Genomic DNA, 17,259 nt, shown 5'->3' on the forward strand with positions numbered 1-17,259 from the left:
AAAAAGTATGAAGAACTGGAAAACGCTGCTTCTCGGTATCGCCATGGTTGCGAATACCAGTTTCGCCGCGCCGCAGGTTGTCGATAAAGTCGCTGCCGTCGTGAATAACGGCGTTGTGCTGGAAAGCGACGTTGATGGTTTGATGCAATCCGTAAAGCTTAACGCCGGACAGGCGGGCCAGCAGCTTCCTGATGACGCCACGCTGCGTCATCAGATCCTGGAGCGGCTGATCATGGATCAAATCATTCTGCAGATGGGCACCAAGATGGGTGTCAAAGTCACCGATGAGCAGCTCGATCAGGCTATCGCCAATATCGCCAAGCAGAACAACATGTCGCTGGATCAGATGCGTAGCCGTCTGGCCTATGACGGTATGGACTACAACACCTATCGCAGCCAGATCCGCAAGGAGATGCTGATTTCCGAGGTGCGTAACAACGAGGTGCGCCGTCGTATCACCATTCTGCCGCAGGAAGTTGACTCTCTTGCCCAACAGGTGGGTAACCAGAACGACGCCAGCACCGAGCTGAATCTGAGCCACATTCTGATTCCGCTGCCGGAAAACCCTACCTCCGATCAGGTTAACGAGGCGGAGAGCCAGGCACGCTCGATCATTGAGCAGGCGCGCGGCGGGGATGACTTTGGCAAGCTGGCGATCACCTACTCTGCCGATCCGCAGGCGCTGAAGGGCGGCGAGATGGGCTGGGGCCGCATTCAGGAGCTGCCGTCTATCTTTGCCCAAGCGTTGAGCACGGCGAAAAAAGGCGACATCGTTGGTCCGATCCGCTCCGGCGTTGGTTTCCATATTCTGAAGGTCAACGATCTGCGCGGCCAGAGCAAAAGCGTCTCCGTGACCGAAGTGCACGCTCGCCATATCCTGCTGAAGCCGTCGCCGATCATGACCGACGACCAGGCGCGCCTGAAGCTGGAGCAGATCGCAGCGGATATTAAGAGCGGCAAAACCAGCTTTGCAGCGGCAGCGAAGTCCTTCTCTCAGGATCCCGGCTCGGCTAACCAGGGCGGCGATCTCGGCTGGGCGGCAGCAGATATCTTCGATCCGGCTTTCCGCGATGCGCTGATGAAGCTGAACAAAGGCCAGATGAGCGCGCCGGTTCACTCCTCGTTTGGCTGGCACCTGATCGAACTGCTGGACACGCGTAACGTCGATAAAACCGACGCCGCGCAGAAGGATCGTGCTTACCGCATGCTGATGAACCGCAAATTCTCTGAAGAAGCGGCCAGCTGGATGCAGGAGCAGCGCGCCAGCGCCTACGTCAAGATCCTGAGCAACTAATGAACGTTCAGCGCATCGTTATCACTCCCGGCGAACCCGCCGGGATTGGTCCAGAGCTGGTCGTCCAGCTGGCCCAGCGCGACTGGCCCATGGAGCTGGTGATCTGCGCCGACCCGCAGCTTTTAACCGACCGGGCGTCAACGCTCGGTCTGCCGCTGACGCTTCTCCCCTACGATGCCAACCAGCCCGCGCAGCCGCAGGAGGCACGCACCCTAACGGTGCTGCCCATAGCTTTGCGCGCGCCGGTTGTTGCAGGCCAGCTTAGCGTGGCCAACGGTGGCTACGTCGTTGATACCCTGGCCCGCGCCTGCGACGGCTGCCTGAGCGGCGAATTTGCTGCGCTGGTGACCGGCCCGGTGCATAAAGGGGTGATTAACGATGCTGGGGTGCCCTTTACCGGGCACACCGAATTTTTTGAAGCGCGTTCCGGCACCGCCAAAGTGGTGATGATGCTGGCGACCGAGGCGCTACGCGTGGCGCTGGCGACTACGCACCTGCCGCTGCGCGACGTAGCCGACGCCATTACCCCGGCGCTGCTGCGCGATGTCATCACTATTCTGTATCGCGATCTGCAAAACAAATTTGGTATTGCCCATCCGCACGTGCTGGTTTGTGGTTTGAATCCACACGCGGGCGAAGGCGGCCATATGGGCAGCGAAGAGATCGACATCATCATTCCGCTGCTTGATGAACTGCGCGCCGAGGGAATGAATCTCAGCGGTCCGCTGCCCGCCGATACCCTGTTCCAACCCAAATATCTCGATCGCGCCGATGCGGTGCTGGCGATGTATCACGATCAGGGCCTGCCCGTGCTAAAATACCAGGGCTTTGGCCGCGGTGTGAACATTACGCTCGGTTTACCCTTTATTCGCACATCCGTAGACCACGGCACCGCATTAGAACTCGCGGGCCAGGGGAAAGCCGATGTCGGCAGTTTTATTACGGCGCTTAATCTCGCCATCAAAATGATTACTAATACTCAATGAATAGCAGAGTCCATCAGGGGCACCTGGCCCGTAAACGTTTCGGGCAAAACTTCCTTAACGATAAATTTGTCATCGACAGCATTGTTTCAGCCATTAACCCACAGAAAGGCCAGGCCATGGTCGAAATCGGTCCCGGCCTCGCCGCGCTGACCGAGCCGGTAGGTGAACGCCTGGACGAGCTGACCGTCATCGAGCTGGATCGCGATCTGGCCGCGCGCCTACAAACGCATCCGTTCCTCGGGCCAAAACTGACCATCTATCAGCAGGATGCCATGACCATGAACTTTGGCGAGCTCTCCCAGACCCTGGGTCAGCCGCTGCGCGTCTTTGGTAACCTGCCCTATAACATCTCCACGCCGCTGATGTTCCACCTGTTTAGCTATACTGATGCCATCGCCGATATGCACTTCATGCTGCAAAAAGAGGTGGTGAATCGTCTGGTTGCAGGCCCGAACAGCAAAGCGTATGGTCGTTTAAGCGTGATGGCACAATACTATTGTCAGGTGATCCCGGTGCTGGAAGTGCCGCCGACAGCCTTTACGCCACCGCCTAAAGTCGACTCTGCGGTGGTGCGCCTGGTACCGCATACCACTATGCCGTACCCGGTTAAAGAGGTTCGCGTGCTGAGCCGCATCACTACCGAAGCGTTTAACCAGCGCCGTAAAACCATCCGCAACAGCCTCGGCAATCTGTTTACGCCAGAGGTTCTCACGTCGTTAGGTATTGACCCGGCGGTGCGGGCAGAGAACGTCTCTGTCGCCCAGTACTGCCAGCTGGCAAACTACCTGACGGATAACGCGCCGCCGAAGGAGAGTTAAGCCATGATCAATTCGCCCCGGGTATGTGTTCACGTACAGAGTGTCTATATCGAATCGCAGTCGGCACCTGATGAGCAGCGCTATGTTTTCGCCTATACGGTGACCATCCGCAATCTGGGACGCGCGTCCGTGCAGCTGCTAGGGCGCTATTGGCTTATCACCAACGGCAACGGCCGTGAAACTGAGGTACAGGGCGAAGGTGTGGTTGGCGTCCAGCCGCACATTGCGCCCGGCGAAGAGTACCAATACACCAGCGGGGCGGTTATCGAAACGCCGCTGGGTACCATGCAGGGCCACTATGAGATGATCGATGCCGAGGGCAATCCGTTCCGCATCGACATACCGGTCTTCCGACTTGCCGTTTCAACACTCATCCATTAATCCATGTCGACATATCTTATTGGCGACGTTCACGGTTGCTACGATGAACTGATCGCATTGTTAAAACAGGTCGCGTTTGATCCTAAAACCGACACCCTCTGGCTAACGGGCGATCTGGTTGCACGCGGCCCGGCATCCCTGCAGGTGCTGCGTTTCGTGAAATCATTGGGCGACAGCGTACGCGTTGTGCTGGGCAACCATGATCTGCACCTGCTGGCCGTATTTGCCGGCATCAGTAAAAATAAGCCGAAGGATCGCATTACGCCGCTGCTGGAAGCGCCGGATGCCGATGAGCTGCTGAACTGGCTGCGTCGCCAGCCACTGCTGCAGGTCGACGAAGAGAAAAAGCTGGTAATGGCCCATGCGGGGATCACCCCCCAGTGGGATCTGCCGACGGCGCAGGCCTGCGCACGCGATGCCGAAGCGGTGCTGGCCAGCGACTCCTATCCGCTGTTTTTAGATGCGATGTATGGCGACCTGCCCAATAACTGGAGCCAGGAGCTGAGCGGTCTCGCGCGCCTGCGCTTCATCACCAACGCCTTTACGCGGATGCGCTACTGCTTCCCGAACGGCCAGCTCGACATGTACTGCAAAGATATGCCGGATAACGCCCCTGCCCCGCTGAAGCCGTGGTTTGTGATCCCCGGTCCGGTGACGCAGGAGTACAGCGTGGTGTTTGGTCACTGGGCATCGCTGGAGGGGAAAGGCACACCGGAAGGCGTTTACGCCCTTGATACCGGCTGCTGCTGGGGTGGCGTGCTGACCTGTCTGCGTTGGGAAGATAAAGCCTACTTTACCCAGGCGTCGAGCCGCCATCTGGATCTGGGCGAAGGCGAGGTTGTCGCCTCTTAATGTTTTCCCCGGCGGCGCTGCGCTTGCCGGGGCTATACCTTCCGTAGGCCTGATAAGAGAAGCGCCATCAGGCGCTTCTCTCTGCTATACGTTAGCGGCGTTCCAGGATCTCAAAGCAGTAGCTATGGGAGTTCTGCGCGTCGGCATCGTGAAACTCGCTAAAGGTCGACTCCCAGTCGTCCGGCTCGTAGTCCGGGAAATGGGTATCGCCTTCCACTTCCGCATCGATATGCGTCAGGTAGAGACGCTGGGCCTTGGGCAAAAACTGCTCGTAGATGCGCCCGCCACCGATCACCATAATCTCTTCAGCATCGCCACAGGCGGCAATGGCGTCCTCAATGGAGCGAACCCACTGAACGCGATCGTCACTGCCCGGCTGGCTGCTAATGACGATGTTTTTACGCCCCGGCAGCGGACGCCCGATGGATTCCCAGGTCAGGCGGCCCATCACCACCGGCTTGTTTAAGGTATTGCGTTTAAACCAGGCGAGATCGGCAGGCAAATTCCACGGCATGGCGTTTTCCATACCAATTACGCGATCGACCGCTAACGCTGCAATCAGACTGATCATTGTATCTATCCCGGAGCTAAAAATTGTCGCCACTATACGGAAAGCACTGACGCTCGTCGACTGGCGGAAAGGTAAAGAGAACGAAAATTTTTCATTCTGCTGGCGGGCCCGCAGTTGCCTGTGGGCCGCCAGCGTAGATGATTAAACCGTTGGCTTAACCTGCGGCTCGTCGCTGGCATCGCCGGAGTGTTTACCCTCCTCCGTGCCCTGCCAGCCGTGCCGCTGGGTGTGGGAGAGATGCGCCCGATCCTCGGTGATGATCTCCGTCAGCATGGCGCTGGTGCGTTTGAACACCGCCGCCCGGGCCTGGGTATCATCTTCGCCCTGCGCCATCTCCTCTATCATGTCTGAATTATAGCGGCGAAATAGATCGGCGCGCTCCCGGGCCTCATACTCTCCCAGCCCCAGACTCTCCAGCGCCAGACGGCCGGTACGCAGCGCGCCTTCAAAGGTTTCACGCTCCGGCCGCTCGACGCCCGCCTGGCGCAGGCGGATAAAGTGATCGACGTCGCGGGCGCGGGCAACGATCTGCAGGTGCGGGAAGTGCTCTTTAGCCAGCTCGGTCAATTGCAGGTTGGCTTTGGGATCGTCAATGGCGTTGATCAGTACCTCGGCCTTGCCTGCCCCAGCGGACTCCAGCAGATCCACGCGGGTCGCATCGCCATAGAAGACCTTCATGCCAAACTTGCGCAGGGTTTCAATATGATCGGGATCGTGATCGAGAACGACCATTTTCACCCCGCTGGAGAGCAACAGACGACCGGCAATCTGACCAAAACGGCCGAAGCCCGCAATAATGACCCGCGGCTGCTCCTCATCAATCTCATCTGCTTCCTGCTGCTGACCGGTGGTTTTGTTATCAAGCCGGGTCAGAAGCACCAGCAGCAGCGGCGTTGCGGCCATTGAGAGCGCCACCGCCAGAGTCAGCGCTTTGGCCCACTCGGGATCCAGCACGCTAGCGCTTTGTGCCGTGCCAAACACCACGAAGGCAAATTCACTCCCCTGCCCCAGCAGAACCGCGAACCAGCGCCGCTGCCTGCTCGGCACTTTTAACGGGCGGGCAATCAGCCACAGCATCAGGGTTTTAATCACCAGGAAGCCCACCAGCAGGACGATAATGCGCAGCGGATGGGTTACGAGGGTACCGAAGTCGATAGACATGCCGACGCCGATAAAGAACAGCCCCAGTAGCAGGCCTTTAAACGGCTCGATATCGCTCTCCAGCGCATGGCGGTACTCGGAGCTCGCCAGCAGCACCCCGGCAAGGAACGCCCCCATCGCCATCGATAGCCCCGCCTCCTCAAGCAACAGCCCGAAGCCAAAGACCAGGAACAGTGCTACGGCGCTAAAGACTTCCCGCAGGCCGGAGCGAGCGACAAAGCGCAGCGCCGGACGCGCAACGTAGCGGCCAATCAGCACCACAATAGCCAGCGCGGCGACCACCTTCAGCGCTGAAAGAGCAAAGGCTCCCAGGGTGGTGGCCCCGCCGCTGGCCGCCAGTAGGGGGATCATCGCCACCAGCGGAATGGCGGCGATGTCCTGGAACAGCAGAACGGCAAAGGCGCTGCGCCCCATCTGGGAGACCATCAGGTTACGCTCGTTCATTGCCTGCATCGCGATCGCCGTTGAGGAGAGCCCCAGCGTCAGGCCGATCAGCACCGCTACCTGCCAGCGCAGACCGAGCGCCATACAGAACGCGCCCAGCAGCAGGCCGCAGACCAGCATCTGCAATGCGCCGCCACCAAATACCGAGGCACGCAGCTTCCACAGCCGCTGAGGATCCAACTCAAGGCCGATGACGAACAGCATCAGCACCACGCCGATTTCAGCAAAGTGCAGAATCGACTCGGCGTCGGTGACCAGGCGCAGCCCCCATGGTCCAATAATGCAGCCCGCAATCAGATAGCCGAGCACCGAGCCGAGTCCCAGCCGCACTGCAATCGGCACGATCAGCGCCGCCGATCCCAGATAGATCAGCGCTTGTATTAAGGTATGGCTATCCATGATTGACCTCCTGCCACTCCATCAGCCGCTGCTTGTAGTGACGCGCCTTAGCATTCAGGGTTTCATCATCGTTTACGAAGGTGTTATGCATCGAGAAAGGGGCCAACCATTTCATGCCGCAATAGATCGCCGTGGCCTGCAGGGGCTGCGCCAGCGCCTCAAAGCCGGGATGGGATCCAATATCGAAGTGGTGCTCGCCGCCGCCGGTGGTCACCGCCCACAGCAGATGTTTGCCATGCAGTGCAGTACCGCCCTCGCCGTAGGCCCAGCCGTGCGTAAGCACTTTATCCATCCACAGCTTGAGCAGCGGCGGGACGCTATACCACTGGAGAGGATGCTGCCAGACCACCAGATCCGCACGCGATATTGCCTCCTGTTCGGCGGCGATATCAATATTGAAGTCGGGATAGAGTTGGTAAAGCGAACGGACTTCTACGCCGTCGAGGGTGCCTGCCTGCTCAAGCATCCGCTTATTTGCGTGCGAATGCCGCGGATAGGGATGAGCATAAATAATCAGAATCATTCATTAACCTGTCTAAACTGCGCTGTAGTAATTGCAGTGAGTTTAGACAGTTAATCGGTGGGCTTACAGAAGAAAGATCCGCTTTGCTTACTCTTTTTCGATCAGCTGGGAGACATCGGCGGTTTTAATTTGTCGGCTGTAGCCCTGCTGGTCAACATAGCGGGTCATGCCGGTATCTTTATCAATTTCAGGCTTGCCCTGGGTGACGATCATCTCGCCGCTTTTGGTGGACATAATATAGTCGCTGGAGCAACCTACCAGCGAAAGTGATACTGCACCCAGAAACAGAACAGCAACAATCCTCTTCATACGGACTCCGTTTTTATAGTGAAGAGGAGAGTGTAACGAAGCAATATATTATTTAGTATCGAGAAACTATATTAAAATGCTAACGCCGAAGCGATTAGAAATATATTCATCGGGAAGATTATTTTTGAACGATATATTTAGAAAACTTATTTGATCAAGCCCGGCAATGTTATTTGCCGGGCTGCGTGCGGTATAGCTAAAGAAACAGGATTAGTTATCCAGTTCGCTCATATTTTTCAGCTGGTCGCGATTGATCTGCTCTGTTTGACCCGTTGCGGCATTTTTGTACGACACCATGCCGGTATCACTGTCAACTTTCGGTTTTCCGTCAGTCACAATGGTTTTGCCGTCGGTGGTTTTCACAGCCTGATTAGAGGAACAACCCGCTACGGTAAATAATGTTGCTGCGGCCAAAATAGACGTAATGAGAATGCGCTTTTGCATGGTGTTCTCCCTGCTTTTCGGTGAATTTCAATTATCTTCCTGACTAACTGTAGACTATTTATCTGATGTATCAGGGAAATACAGAACACTCTTAGGCAGCGAACGATAACCCGTTGCCGCACAGCCACCAGCAGCGCAGAAATGAAAAAACCCGCCGGAGCGGGTTTGGGTAACGTTTGCAGGCGCTTATTTAACGATCTGCGCGTGCATCTCCTGCACGGAGGTCACCTTCTCGGTAGCGTCCGCATTCAGCGCCATCGCCGTGGCGAAGCCGCCGTTCAGCGTGGTGTCGTAGTGCACCTTGTACTGCAGGGCGCTGCGACGGATCAGCTTGGAATCCTCAATCGCCTGACGACCCGCGGTGGTGTTGATGATGTAGGTGTACTCGCCATTCTTGATACGATCCTGAATGTGCGGACGACCCTCATGCACCTTGTTCACCAGACGCGGGTTAATACCGGCTTCACCCAGCACAATCGCCGTGCCGTGGGTAGCGTCCAGTTCAAAGCCGAACTTCAGCAGCTTGGCGGCCAGGTCAACGACGCGCTCTTTGTCGCCTTCGCGTACGGAGAGCAGCGCGCGACCCTGTTTCTTCATGGTCGAGTTACTGCCCAGCTGCGCCTTGGCAAAGGCCTCGGCAAAGGTGCGGCCTACGCCCATCACTTCACCGGTAGAGCGCATCTCTGGCCCTAACAGCGGATCCACGCCTGGGAACTTGTTGAACGGCAGCACCACCTCTTTCACCGAGTAGTACGGCGGGATAATCTCTTTGGTGACGCCCTGCTCGGTCAGGGATTTCCCTGCCATCACCCGCGCAGCCACCTTCGCCAGCGGCACGCCGGTGGCCTTGGAGACGAACGGCACGGTACGCGCCGCGCGTGGGTTAACCTCAATCAGGTAGACTTCGTTGTCCTTCACCGCGAACTGCACGTTCATCAGGCCACGCACCTGCAGCTCGAAGGCCAGCTTCTGCACCTGCTGACGCATTACGTCCTGGATCTCCTGGCTCAGGGTATAGGCCGGAAGCGAACAGGCTGAGTCACCGGAGTGTACGCCCGCCTGCTCGATATGCTCCATGATGCCGCCGATCAGCACCATCTCGCCGTCGCAGATGGCATCTACGTCAACCTCTACCGCGTCGTCGAGGAAGCGGTCCAGCAGCACCGGCGCGTCGTTAGAGACGCTTACCGCCGTCATAAAGTAGCGACGCAGGTCGATCTCGTCGTAGACAATCTCCATCGCCCGGCCGCCCAGCACGTAGGAAGGACGCACCACCAGCGGGTAGCCAATCTCTTTCGCCTTCTCAACTGCCTGCTCGATAGCGGTCACGGTGGCGTTCGCTGGCTGCTTCAGCTTCAGACGGTCTACCGCCTGCTGGAAGCGCTCGCGGTCTTCAGCACGGTCGATAGCATCCGGGCTGGTACCAATAACCGGCACGCCAGCGGCTTCCAGGGCACGGGCCAGCTTCAGCGGGGTTTGCCCGCCGTACTGGACGATAACGCCTTTCGGCTTCTCGATGCGCACGATCTCCAGCACGTCTTCCAGCGTGACCGGCTCGAAGTAGAGGCGATCCGAGGTGTCGTAGTCGGTGGAGACGGTTTCCGGGTTACAGTTGACCATGATGGTCTCGTAACCATCTTCGCGCAGCGCCAGCGAGGCGTGTACGCAGCAGTAGTCGAACTCAATGCCCTGACCGATACGGTTTGGCCCGCCGCCCAGCACCATGATTTTGTCACGATCCTGAGTCGGGTTCGCCTCGCACTCCTCCTCATAGGTGGAGTACATGTAGGCGGTATCGGTAGAAAACTCTGCGGCACAGGTATCCACACGCTTGTAGACCGGGTGCAGGTTGTACTGTTCGCGCAGCTTGCGGACTTCTGTTTCACGCACGCCCGCCAGCTTGGCCAGACGCGCATCGGCAAAGCCTTTGCGCTTCAGCTGGCGCAGGAAGTCAGCGTCGAGGCCGTTGATGCCCACTTCCGCCACCTTCTCTTCCAGGCGCACCAGCTCTTCAATTTGTACCAGGAACCAGCGGTCAACGTTGGTCAGGTTAAAGACGCCGTCAACCGACAGGCCCGCACGGAACGCATCCGCAATGTACCAAATACGCTCTGCGCCCGCGTCTTTCAGCTCGCGGCGGATTTTGGTCAGCGCTTCCGGATCGTCAAGGCTCACCTTCGGGTCAAAACCGGTTGCCCCCACTTCCAGGCCGCGCAGCGCTTTCTGCAGCGACTCCTGCTGGGTGCGGCCAATCGCCATCACTTCGCCCACGGACTTCATCTGGGTGGTCAGGCGGTCGTTGGCACCGACGAACTTCTCGAAGTTGAAGCGTGGAATTTTAGTGACGACGTAGTCGATAGAGGGTTCAAACGACGCTGGCGTACGGCCGCCGGTGATGTCGTTCATCAGCTCGTCGAGGGTGTAGCCCACCGCCAGCTTGGCCGCGACTTTGGCAATCGGGAAGCCGGTGGCTTTTGACGCCAGCGCCGAGGAGCGGGAGACGCGCGGGTTCATCTCGATAACGATCAAGCGACCGTTTTTCGGGTTCACCGAGAACTGGACGTTAGAGCCGCCGGTTTCCACGCCGATTTCACGCAGTACCGCCATCGAGGCGTTACGCATGATCTGATACTCTTTGTCGGTCAGGGTCTGGGCCGGGGCCACGGTGATGGAGTCACCGGTGTGGATACCCATGGCGTCAAAGTTTTCGATAGAACAGACGATGATGCAGTTATCGTTCTTATCGCGCACCACCTCCATCTCGTACTCTTTCCAGCCGATCAGCGACTCGTCAATCAGCAGCTCGTTGGTCGGGGAGAGATCCAGACCGCGGGCGCAGATCTCTTCGAACTCTTCGCGGTTATAGGCGATACCGCCGCCGGTGCCGCCCATGGTGAATGACGGACGAATGATGCACGGGTAGCCGACGTCAGCAGCAACTGCCAGCGCCTCTTCCATGTTATGCGCAATGCCGGAACGGGCGGTATCGAGGCCGATTTTCTTCATCGCGACATCGAAACGGCGGCGATCTTCGGCTTTATCAATCGCGTCGGCGGTTGCGCCGATCATGGTCACGCCGAACTCTTCCAGCACGCCCTGACGCTCAAGCTCCAGCGCGCAGTTCAGCGCCGTCTGGCCGCCCATGGTAGGCAGCACCGCATCCGGGCGCTCTTTTTCGATGATTTTGCGCACCACTTCCCAGTGGATAGGCTCAATGTAGGTTGCGTCCGCCATCTCCGGGTCGGTCATGATGGTCGCCGGGTTAGAGTTAACCAGGATGACGCGGTAACCCTCTTCACGCAGGGCTTTACAGGCCTGAGCACCGGAGTAGTCAAATTCGCAGGCCTGGCCGATAACAATCGGGCCAGCGCCAAGGATCAGGATGCTTTTAATGTCTGTACGTTTTGGCATGGTCTTCTCGGCTCCTGATTATTTGGCGGTAGAACGGTAGTGCTTAATCAATTCGATAAAGTGGTCGAACAGCGGCGCAGCATCGTGCGGACCGGGGCTGGCTTCAGGGTGCCCCTGGAAGCTGAACGCTGGCTTATCGGTACGATGAATACCCTGCAGGGTACCGTCGAACAGCGACGTATGCGTTACGCGCAGGTTAGCTGGCATGGTCGCCTCATCCACCGCAAAGCCGTGGTTTTGCGCCGTGATCATCACCGTGTTGTTATCAATATCTTTAACCGGATGGTTACCGCCGTGGTGACCAAACTTCATCTTCACGGTTTTGGCACCGCTCGCCAGGGCCAGCAGCTGATGGCCGAGGCAGATCCCAAACACCGGAATATCGGTGGCCAAGAAGGCCTGGATGGCGTCGATAGCGTAGTCGCACGGGGCCGGGTCACCGGGGCCGTTGGAGAGGAAAATGCCGTCCGGGTTCATCTTCAGGACCTCTTCCGCCGGGGTCTTCGCCGGAACGACCGTCAGGCGACAGCCTCTGTCCACCAGCATACGCAGGATGTTGCGCTTCGCGCCGTAGTCGTAAGCCACCACGTGGAACGGCAGCTCCTCTTCTTTTTTCGCTTCCGGCAGCTCACCGGCCAGCGTCCAGCTTCCCTGAGTCCAGCTATAGGATTCAGCGGTAGAGACCTCTTTCGCCAGGTCCATGCCGTTCAGACCGGGGAATGCTTTCGCTTTCTCCAGGGCCAGCGCCGCATCCGGGCTATCGCCAGCGATGATGCAGCCGTTCTGAGCACCCTTCTCACGCAGCAGGCGGGTCAGCTTACGGGTATCGATATCGGCAATGGCCACGATGTTATGGCGCTTGAGGTAAGAAGAGAGGTCTTCGGTATTGCGGTAGTTGCTGGCAATCAGCGGCAGGTCACGAATAATCAGGCCTTGAGCGTGAACCTGGGACGCTTCTTCATCGGCTTCGTTAGTGCCGACATTACCAATATGGGGATAAGTAAGAGTGACGATTTGGCGGGAATAGGAGGGATCAGTAAGGATTTCTTGATAACCGGTCATTGAAGTATTGAAAACGACTTCCCCAACCGCCGAACCTGTTGCCCCTATGGCCCGACCGTGAAACTGGGTTCCGTCTTCCAGAACCAATAGCGCTGACTTAATCAAAACACCCTCCAGAGAATATTCACTCACTTTATTTGCATATTAATTCATATTGAAGCCACAAATCAATGCAAATCTGCTTACCGGTGTATTTTTGGCAAACGGCGGCATTCTAGAGACAACCTTGATGAAAGTCTACCACCTAAGCCACTTTTTCTTATCTTTTTGCAACCCTGAGGGATAAGCTGCACATTAACATGCAAAAAAGCGAGCTAAATTGCAGAGGAAAACGCTTGCGCACATCTATCAATTTCACTTTTTTATACGCAGCGGTAAAAACAGGATTGAAGGAGGAGAATCTGGCGATTTTCACCAAAAACAGAGATAAGAAAGCGTATTACAGCCATTTAAAGTCATAAAACAGATTAAATGGATAAAATAAAGGGGCAATAAAATATTGCCCCATGCAATCAAAGCATTGCGATCACAATAACCACATCACGATGGGTAATAAATGCTACAGATTGTTGAGATCGAGCACGTCACGCATATCAAAAAGTCCGTTATTCTGTGTTTTAAGCCACAAAGCAGCCCGAACGGCACCGTTAGCGAACGTCATTCGGCTGGAGGCCTTATGGGTAATCTCAATCCGCTCGCCCACGTCGGCAAACATGGCGGTGTGCTCGCCAATGATGTCGCCTGCGCGAACGGTGGCAAAACCGATGGTGCCCGGCTGACGCTCACCGGTATAGCCTTCGCGACTGTAAACGGCGCACTCCTTCAAATCTTTATCCAGCGCGTGGGCGATCGCTTCACCCATGGCCAGCGCGGTACCTGACGGCGCATCAACCTTATGCCGATGATGCGCCTCAATAATTTCAATATCGGTGTAGTCGCCCATTACCTTCGCCGCTTTCTCCAGCAGCTTAAGCATGACGTTGACGCCAACGCTAAAGTTAGCGGCAAAAACAATGCCGATGGTCTCTGCCGCGTCGCTGATAGCCTGCTTACCTGCCTCGTCGAAGCCGGTAGTGCCAATGACCATGCCTTTGCCATGCTGGCGGCAGAAGGCCAGATGGGTCAGCGTGCCTTCCGGGCGGGTAAAGTCGATAAACACATCGAAATCGTCTTTCACCGCTTCAAGGCTGCTCTGCACCGTCACGCCTGATTTGCCCGCGCCCGCCAGCTCTCCGGCGTCGCTGCCCAGCAGGGACGATCCCTCCCGCTCCAGCGCCGCACCCAGCGTTACGCCATCCATGTTAAGCGCCGCCTGGATCAGCTGGCGGCCCATGCGCCCACCTGCGCCCGCAATGGCAACGCGAATTTGTGCTTCGTGCATAGTTGTGCTCTTTTGTTAATGAAATGCTATAAATCGCCTTCAGATTAACCAGCCCGCTAACGGGCCGCCAGCCGAAAACGCCGATAATTAGAATTTAATGATAAACGTCGGAAAGTATCAGCAAAAGACATGATTGCTGCCTGAGCGGCAGCAACAGGCTATGGCAGGAGATAACTGATGGTAAGCTGGCCTTTCTTCTGTTTTATGCTGCTAATCACCAGCTTATCAATATTTCGCAGGTTAGTAACATGCGTACCGCCGCACAGATAGGCAGGCAGATCGCCAAAGCGTACCTTACGGCGATCGCTTTCGACCTCCACGTGGCGCAGTAACCCGGCGCTGATCCATGCCTCAATGCTTGCCAGCAGCATCTCGCTGTCCGGCACGACAGCTCCCTCACCAGCAATAAACGTGACCTTCCCCTCGCCCGGCCAGTGATGCGCCTTGATCGGCTGCCAGCCGTGCCGCTCTGCCGCGTAGCCGATCAGATGGCCTGCGCTGTGCCAGCGCGAGTGCAGAGTACGGGTCTCTGCATCAACCAGAATCGTCGCTTCGCCTATGGCAAGCGGTTCCGGCAGGATATGTATCACGCTCTCTCCACGCTGGACGACGCTCTCAACACGGATGCCAGCGATCTCTCCTCTGTCGGCTGGCTGCCCTCCCCCCTGGGGATGAAACAGCGTCTTATCCAGCACGATGGCATAGCGGCCATCAGGCTCGTCGGTACAGCTGAGTACCTGGGCAGTGCCCTGAGTCGCATCGCTAGTGTAATAAAGTCGTTCAGTCATGGTTGTTCTCCTCTCTCTGAGAACAGTATATTCATAATCTCCGGGACGATAATTCCCTTTTCAATCACTGCACTTTTGCGTACCAGGCACAAATGAACCCACTTCTGCTTCCCGATCTTGCGACCTTTGTTACCATCATTGAACAGGGTAGCTTCTCCGCTGCGGCGCGTGCGAGCGGAGCAACGCCTTCGGCCATTAGCCGCTGCGTCTCGCGTCTTGAACAGGAGATGGGCTGTAAGCTGCTGCACCGCACTACCCGCAAGCTGGCCCTGACGGAGACAGGCAGAACCGTTTATGAGTATGCCCAGGAGATGCTGGAGGCCGCCAGGCAGGCGCTAGACTCTGGTGGCAGCCTGCAAACCGTCGCTCAGGGCAAGCTTACCCTGAGCGTACCGAAAGCCGTTGGGCGCTTCGTTATCCATCCCCTGATGCCTGAGTTTCTTGTCCGCTATCCGCTGATAGACGTCACCCTACGGCTAGAGGATCGCTATGTCGATTTAATTAACGACGGGGTGGATCTGGCGCTGCGCATCACCGACTCCCCGTCGCCGGGCCTGTACGGTAAAGCCCTGATGCCGGTGACCCACGCGATCTGCGCCACGCCCGAGTATTTACGCCAGCACGGAACGCCCGCGCATCCGCAGGATCTGCGTCGCCACAGCTGCATCTCTCTCGGCGAAACGCCTGCTGACGCACGCTGGAAATTTCGTCTGCGGGAAAAGATGGAGACCGTCCAGACGCGGGGACGCTATGCGGCAAACCATACCGGCGTGCGTCTGGACGCGGTTAAGCAGCATATCGGTATTGGCAGCCTGCCGCTGTTTACCGCCCGCGAGGCGCTGGAGAGGGGTGAGATTGTGCAGGTGCTGCCCGAATGGGAGTTTATCAGCACCTATTCTGGGGAGCTATGGCTACTGTGGACGCGAAATAAACATATGCCCGCAAAGATGCGGGCACTGATTAGCTATCTGACCGAAAAGATGCCCACCGGCATCGTTTAAGGATTACTGCACTTCGCGCACGTCAACGCGCAGCTCTTTCGGCACCTCGAAGACGATATTCTCTTCGCGGCCCTCAAGGGGAATGGCTTCCCCACCGCCCAGCGCTTGCAGGCGGGCGATGACGTTCTGTACCAGAATATCCGGCGCGGAGGCCCCGGCGGTAACCCCGACGCAGGCGACATTTGCCACCCACGCTTCCTGGATATCAGACGCGTCGTCGATCAGAAACGCCGCTTTCCCCATCCGCTGGGCAAGCTCCGCCAGCCGGTTAGAGTTAGAGGAGTTTTTCGATCCTACCACCAGCACCACGTCGGCCTGTTCGGCCAGCGCGCGCACCGCCTCCTGGCGATTGGTGGTGGCGTAGCAGATATCATCTTTACGCGGCCCGACAATTTTCGGGAAGCGGCTACGCAGGGCGTCGATGACGTCAGAGGTATCATCCACCGACAGGGTGGTTTGGGTCATAAACGACAGACGGGTTTCGTCTTTGACGTTAAGCGTCAGCACATCCTCCGGCGACTCCACCAGGTACATGCCCCCTTTCGGGTTGCTGTACTGGCCCATCGTGCCTTCCACTTCCGGATGGCCAGCGTGGCCGATGAGGATCGACTCTTCGCCACGGCGGCTGGCGCGCGCTACTTCCATATGCACCTTGGTCACCAGCGGACAGGTGGCGTCGAACACCGTCAGATCGCGGCTTTTGGCTTCGTTACGCACTGCCTGAGAAACGCCGTGGGCGGAGAAGATCAGGATCGCACCGTCCGGCACTTCGCTAATCTGCTCGATGAAGATCGCCCCGCGTTCGCGCAGGCTGTCGACAACGTAGCGGTTATGAACCACTTCGTGACGCACGTAGATCGGCGCGCCGTAGATTGCCAGCGCGTTCTCAACAATGCTGATAGCGCGGTCTACCCCAGCGCAGAAACCGCGCGGGTTGGCCAACAGGATCTGCATCTTATGCCTCCAGTGCCGGATCGACTTCCAGCACTTCAATATCAAAATGAACGGTACGATCGGCCAGCGGATGGTTGAAGTCAACGGTGATCGAATCGCCGTTAATCTCGCGGATCACGCCAGGCATTTCGCTGCCATCCATTGCGGTAAACAGCATGATTGCGCCCATTTCCGGTTCGCCCGCCTCCATAAACTCACGGCGTGAGAAGTACTGGATCAGATCCGGGCTGCTGATACCAAAGGCGGCATCTGGCTCCAGCGAAAAAGCACGCTTTTCACCGGCTTTCAGTCCCAGCAGATGCTGCTCCAGCCCTTCCGACAGCGAGCCGTCGCCGAGGCGAAACAGCGCCGGTTTGCCGTTGTTACGGGTAGATTCGGCAACGGAGCCATCATCAAGCTTCAGCGTGAAATGCACCAGCACCGCGCTGTTGCTCTGTACAGAGTTAGACATGCAGATATAGCCTTTCAATGTGTTTGCCC

General features: G+C 57.4%; 17 protein-coding genes. 6 read left to right on the plus strand and 11 right to left on the minus strand.

Annotated features, from left to right (window positions below; genetic code table 11):
- The first annotated feature begins 7 nt into the window (after window positions 1-7).
- From surA to apaH, 5 genes are read left to right on the plus strand one after another with little or no spacing between them, the layout of a single operon-like run.
- On the plus strand, window positions 8-1,294 hold the full coding sequence (gene surA, locus EV102420_RS01755) for a peptidylprolyl isomerase SurA (RefSeq protein ID WP_042388140.1): 1,287 nt from the start codon (window positions 8-10) through the stop codon (window positions 1,292-1,294).
- Window positions 1,294-2,280 carry a 4-hydroxythreonine-4-phosphate dehydrogenase PdxA gene (gene pdxA / locus EV102420_RS01760; protein ID WP_042388142.1) on the plus strand — a complete coding sequence of 329 codons (987 nt, stop codon included), beginning with the start codon at window positions 1,294-1,296 and terminating at the stop codon, window positions 2,278-2,280. The genes surA and pdxA overlap by 1 nt, the downstream gene beginning before the upstream one ends.
- Window positions 2,277-3,098, plus strand: coding sequence for a 16S rRNA (adenine(1518)-N(6)/adenine(1519)-N(6))-dimethyltransferase RsmA (gene rsmA, locus EV102420_RS01765; RefSeq protein ID WP_042388144.1), 822 nt, complete (start codon window positions 2,277-2,279; stop codon window positions 3,096-3,098). Before pdxA ends, rsmA begins: the two co-directional genes overlap by 4 nt.
- 3 nt (window positions 3,099-3,101) lie before the next feature.
- On the plus strand, window positions 3,102-3,479 hold the full coding sequence (gene apaG / locus EV102420_RS01770) for a Co2+/Mg2+ efflux facilitator ApaG/CorD (protein ID WP_042388146.1): 378 nt from the start codon (window positions 3,102-3,104) through the stop codon (window positions 3,477-3,479).
- A 3-nt stretch (window positions 3,480-3,482) separates the two neighbouring features.
- On the plus strand, window positions 3,483-4,331 hold the full coding sequence (apaH, locus tag EV102420_RS01775; RefSeq protein ID WP_042388149.1) for a bis(5'-nucleosyl)-tetraphosphatase (symmetrical) ApaH: 849 nt from the start codon (window positions 3,483-3,485) through the stop codon (window positions 4,329-4,331).
- 91 nt (window positions 4,332-4,422) lie between these two features.
- On the opposite strand, the gene folA is transcribed toward apaH, so the two are convergent.
- The 9 genes from folA to EV102420_RS01820 form a co-directional block, all read right to left on the minus strand.
- Window positions 4,423-4,902, minus strand: a complete 480-nt coding sequence (gene folA, locus EV102420_RS01780; protein WP_042388151.1) for a type 3 dihydrofolate reductase — start codon at window positions 4,900-4,902, stop codon at window positions 4,423-4,425.
- A gap of 141 nt (window positions 4,903-5,043) precedes the next feature.
- Window positions 5,044-6,906, minus strand: a complete 1,863-nt coding sequence (gene kefC, locus EV102420_RS01785; RefSeq protein ID WP_042388153.1) for a glutathione-regulated potassium-efflux system protein KefC — start codon at window positions 6,904-6,906, stop codon at window positions 5,044-5,046.
- A complete protein-coding gene (gene kefF / locus EV102420_RS01790) occupies window positions 6,899-7,429 on the minus strand; it encodes a glutathione-regulated potassium-efflux system oxidoreductase KefF (protein WP_042388155.1) in 531 nt (176 codons plus the stop codon). The genes kefC and kefF overlap by 8 nt, the downstream gene beginning before the upstream one ends.
- Window positions 7,430-7,516: 87 nt before the next feature.
- Window positions 7,517-7,738: a YgdI/YgdR family lipoprotein gene (locus tag EV102420_RS01795; RefSeq protein ID WP_042388157.1), complete on the minus strand. Its 222-nt coding sequence runs from the start codon at window positions 7,736-7,738 to the stop codon at window positions 7,517-7,519.
- A gap of 210 nt (window positions 7,739-7,948) precedes the next feature.
- The gene (locus EV102420_RS01800; RefSeq protein WP_042388159.1) at window positions 7,949-8,182 is read right to left on the minus strand and encodes a YgdI/YgdR family lipoprotein; all 234 of its coding nucleotides are present in this window, start codon (window positions 8,180-8,182) and stop codon (window positions 7,949-7,951) included.
- Window positions 8,183-8,368: 186 nt separating this feature from the next.
- A complete protein-coding gene (gene carB / locus EV102420_RS01805) occupies window positions 8,369-11,593 on the minus strand; it encodes a carbamoyl-phosphate synthase large subunit (RefSeq protein ID WP_042388161.1) in 3,225 nt (1,074 codons plus the stop codon).
- A gap of 18 nt (window positions 11,594-11,611) precedes the next feature.
- The gene (gene carA, locus EV102420_RS01810; RefSeq protein WP_042388163.1) at window positions 11,612-12,760 is read right to left on the minus strand and encodes a glutamine-hydrolyzing carbamoyl-phosphate synthase small subunit; all 1,149 of its coding nucleotides are present in this window, start codon (window positions 12,758-12,760) and stop codon (window positions 11,612-11,614) included.
- Between the two features lie 454 nt (window positions 12,761-13,214).
- Window positions 13,215-14,036, minus strand: a complete 822-nt coding sequence (gene dapB, locus EV102420_RS01815) for a 4-hydroxy-tetrahydrodipicolinate reductase (protein WP_042388164.1) — start codon at window positions 14,034-14,036, stop codon at window positions 13,215-13,217.
- 158 nt (window positions 14,037-14,194) lie between these two features.
- Entirely contained in the window at window positions 14,195-14,824 is a 630-nt protein-coding gene (locus tag EV102420_RS01820; RefSeq protein ID WP_042388166.1) for a serine-tRNA(Ala) deacylase AlaX, read from the minus strand.
- 92 nt (window positions 14,825-14,916) lie between these two features.
- Here EV102420_RS01820 and EV102420_RS01825 point away from each other — a divergent pair, with 92 nt between their 5' ends.
- Window positions 14,917-15,825, plus strand: coding sequence for a LysR family transcriptional regulator (locus tag EV102420_RS01825; RefSeq protein ID WP_042388168.1), 909 nt, complete (start codon window positions 14,917-14,919; stop codon window positions 15,823-15,825).
- 3 nt (window positions 15,826-15,828) lie between these two features.
- Here the strand turns inward: EV102420_RS01825 and ispH are convergent, their stop codons facing one another.
- Window positions 15,829-16,779, minus strand: coding sequence for a 4-hydroxy-3-methylbut-2-enyl diphosphate reductase (gene ispH, locus EV102420_RS01830; RefSeq protein ID WP_042388170.1), 951 nt, complete (start codon window positions 16,777-16,779; stop codon window positions 15,829-15,831).
- A gap of 1 nt (window position 16,780) precedes the next feature.
- The gene (gene fkpB, locus EV102420_RS01835; protein ID WP_042388172.1) at window positions 16,781-17,230 is read right to left on the minus strand and encodes an FKBP-type peptidyl-prolyl cis-trans isomerase; all 450 of its coding nucleotides are present in this window, start codon (window positions 17,228-17,230) and stop codon (window positions 16,781-16,783) included.
- Between the last annotated feature and the right edge of the window lie 29 nt (window positions 17,231-17,259).

The organism is Pseudescherichia vulneris NBRC 102420 (assembly GCF_000759795.1).
In the GTDB taxonomy this organism is placed as follows: Bacteria; Pseudomonadota; Gammaproteobacteria; order Enterobacterales; family Enterobacteriaceae; genus Pseudescherichia; species Pseudescherichia vulneris.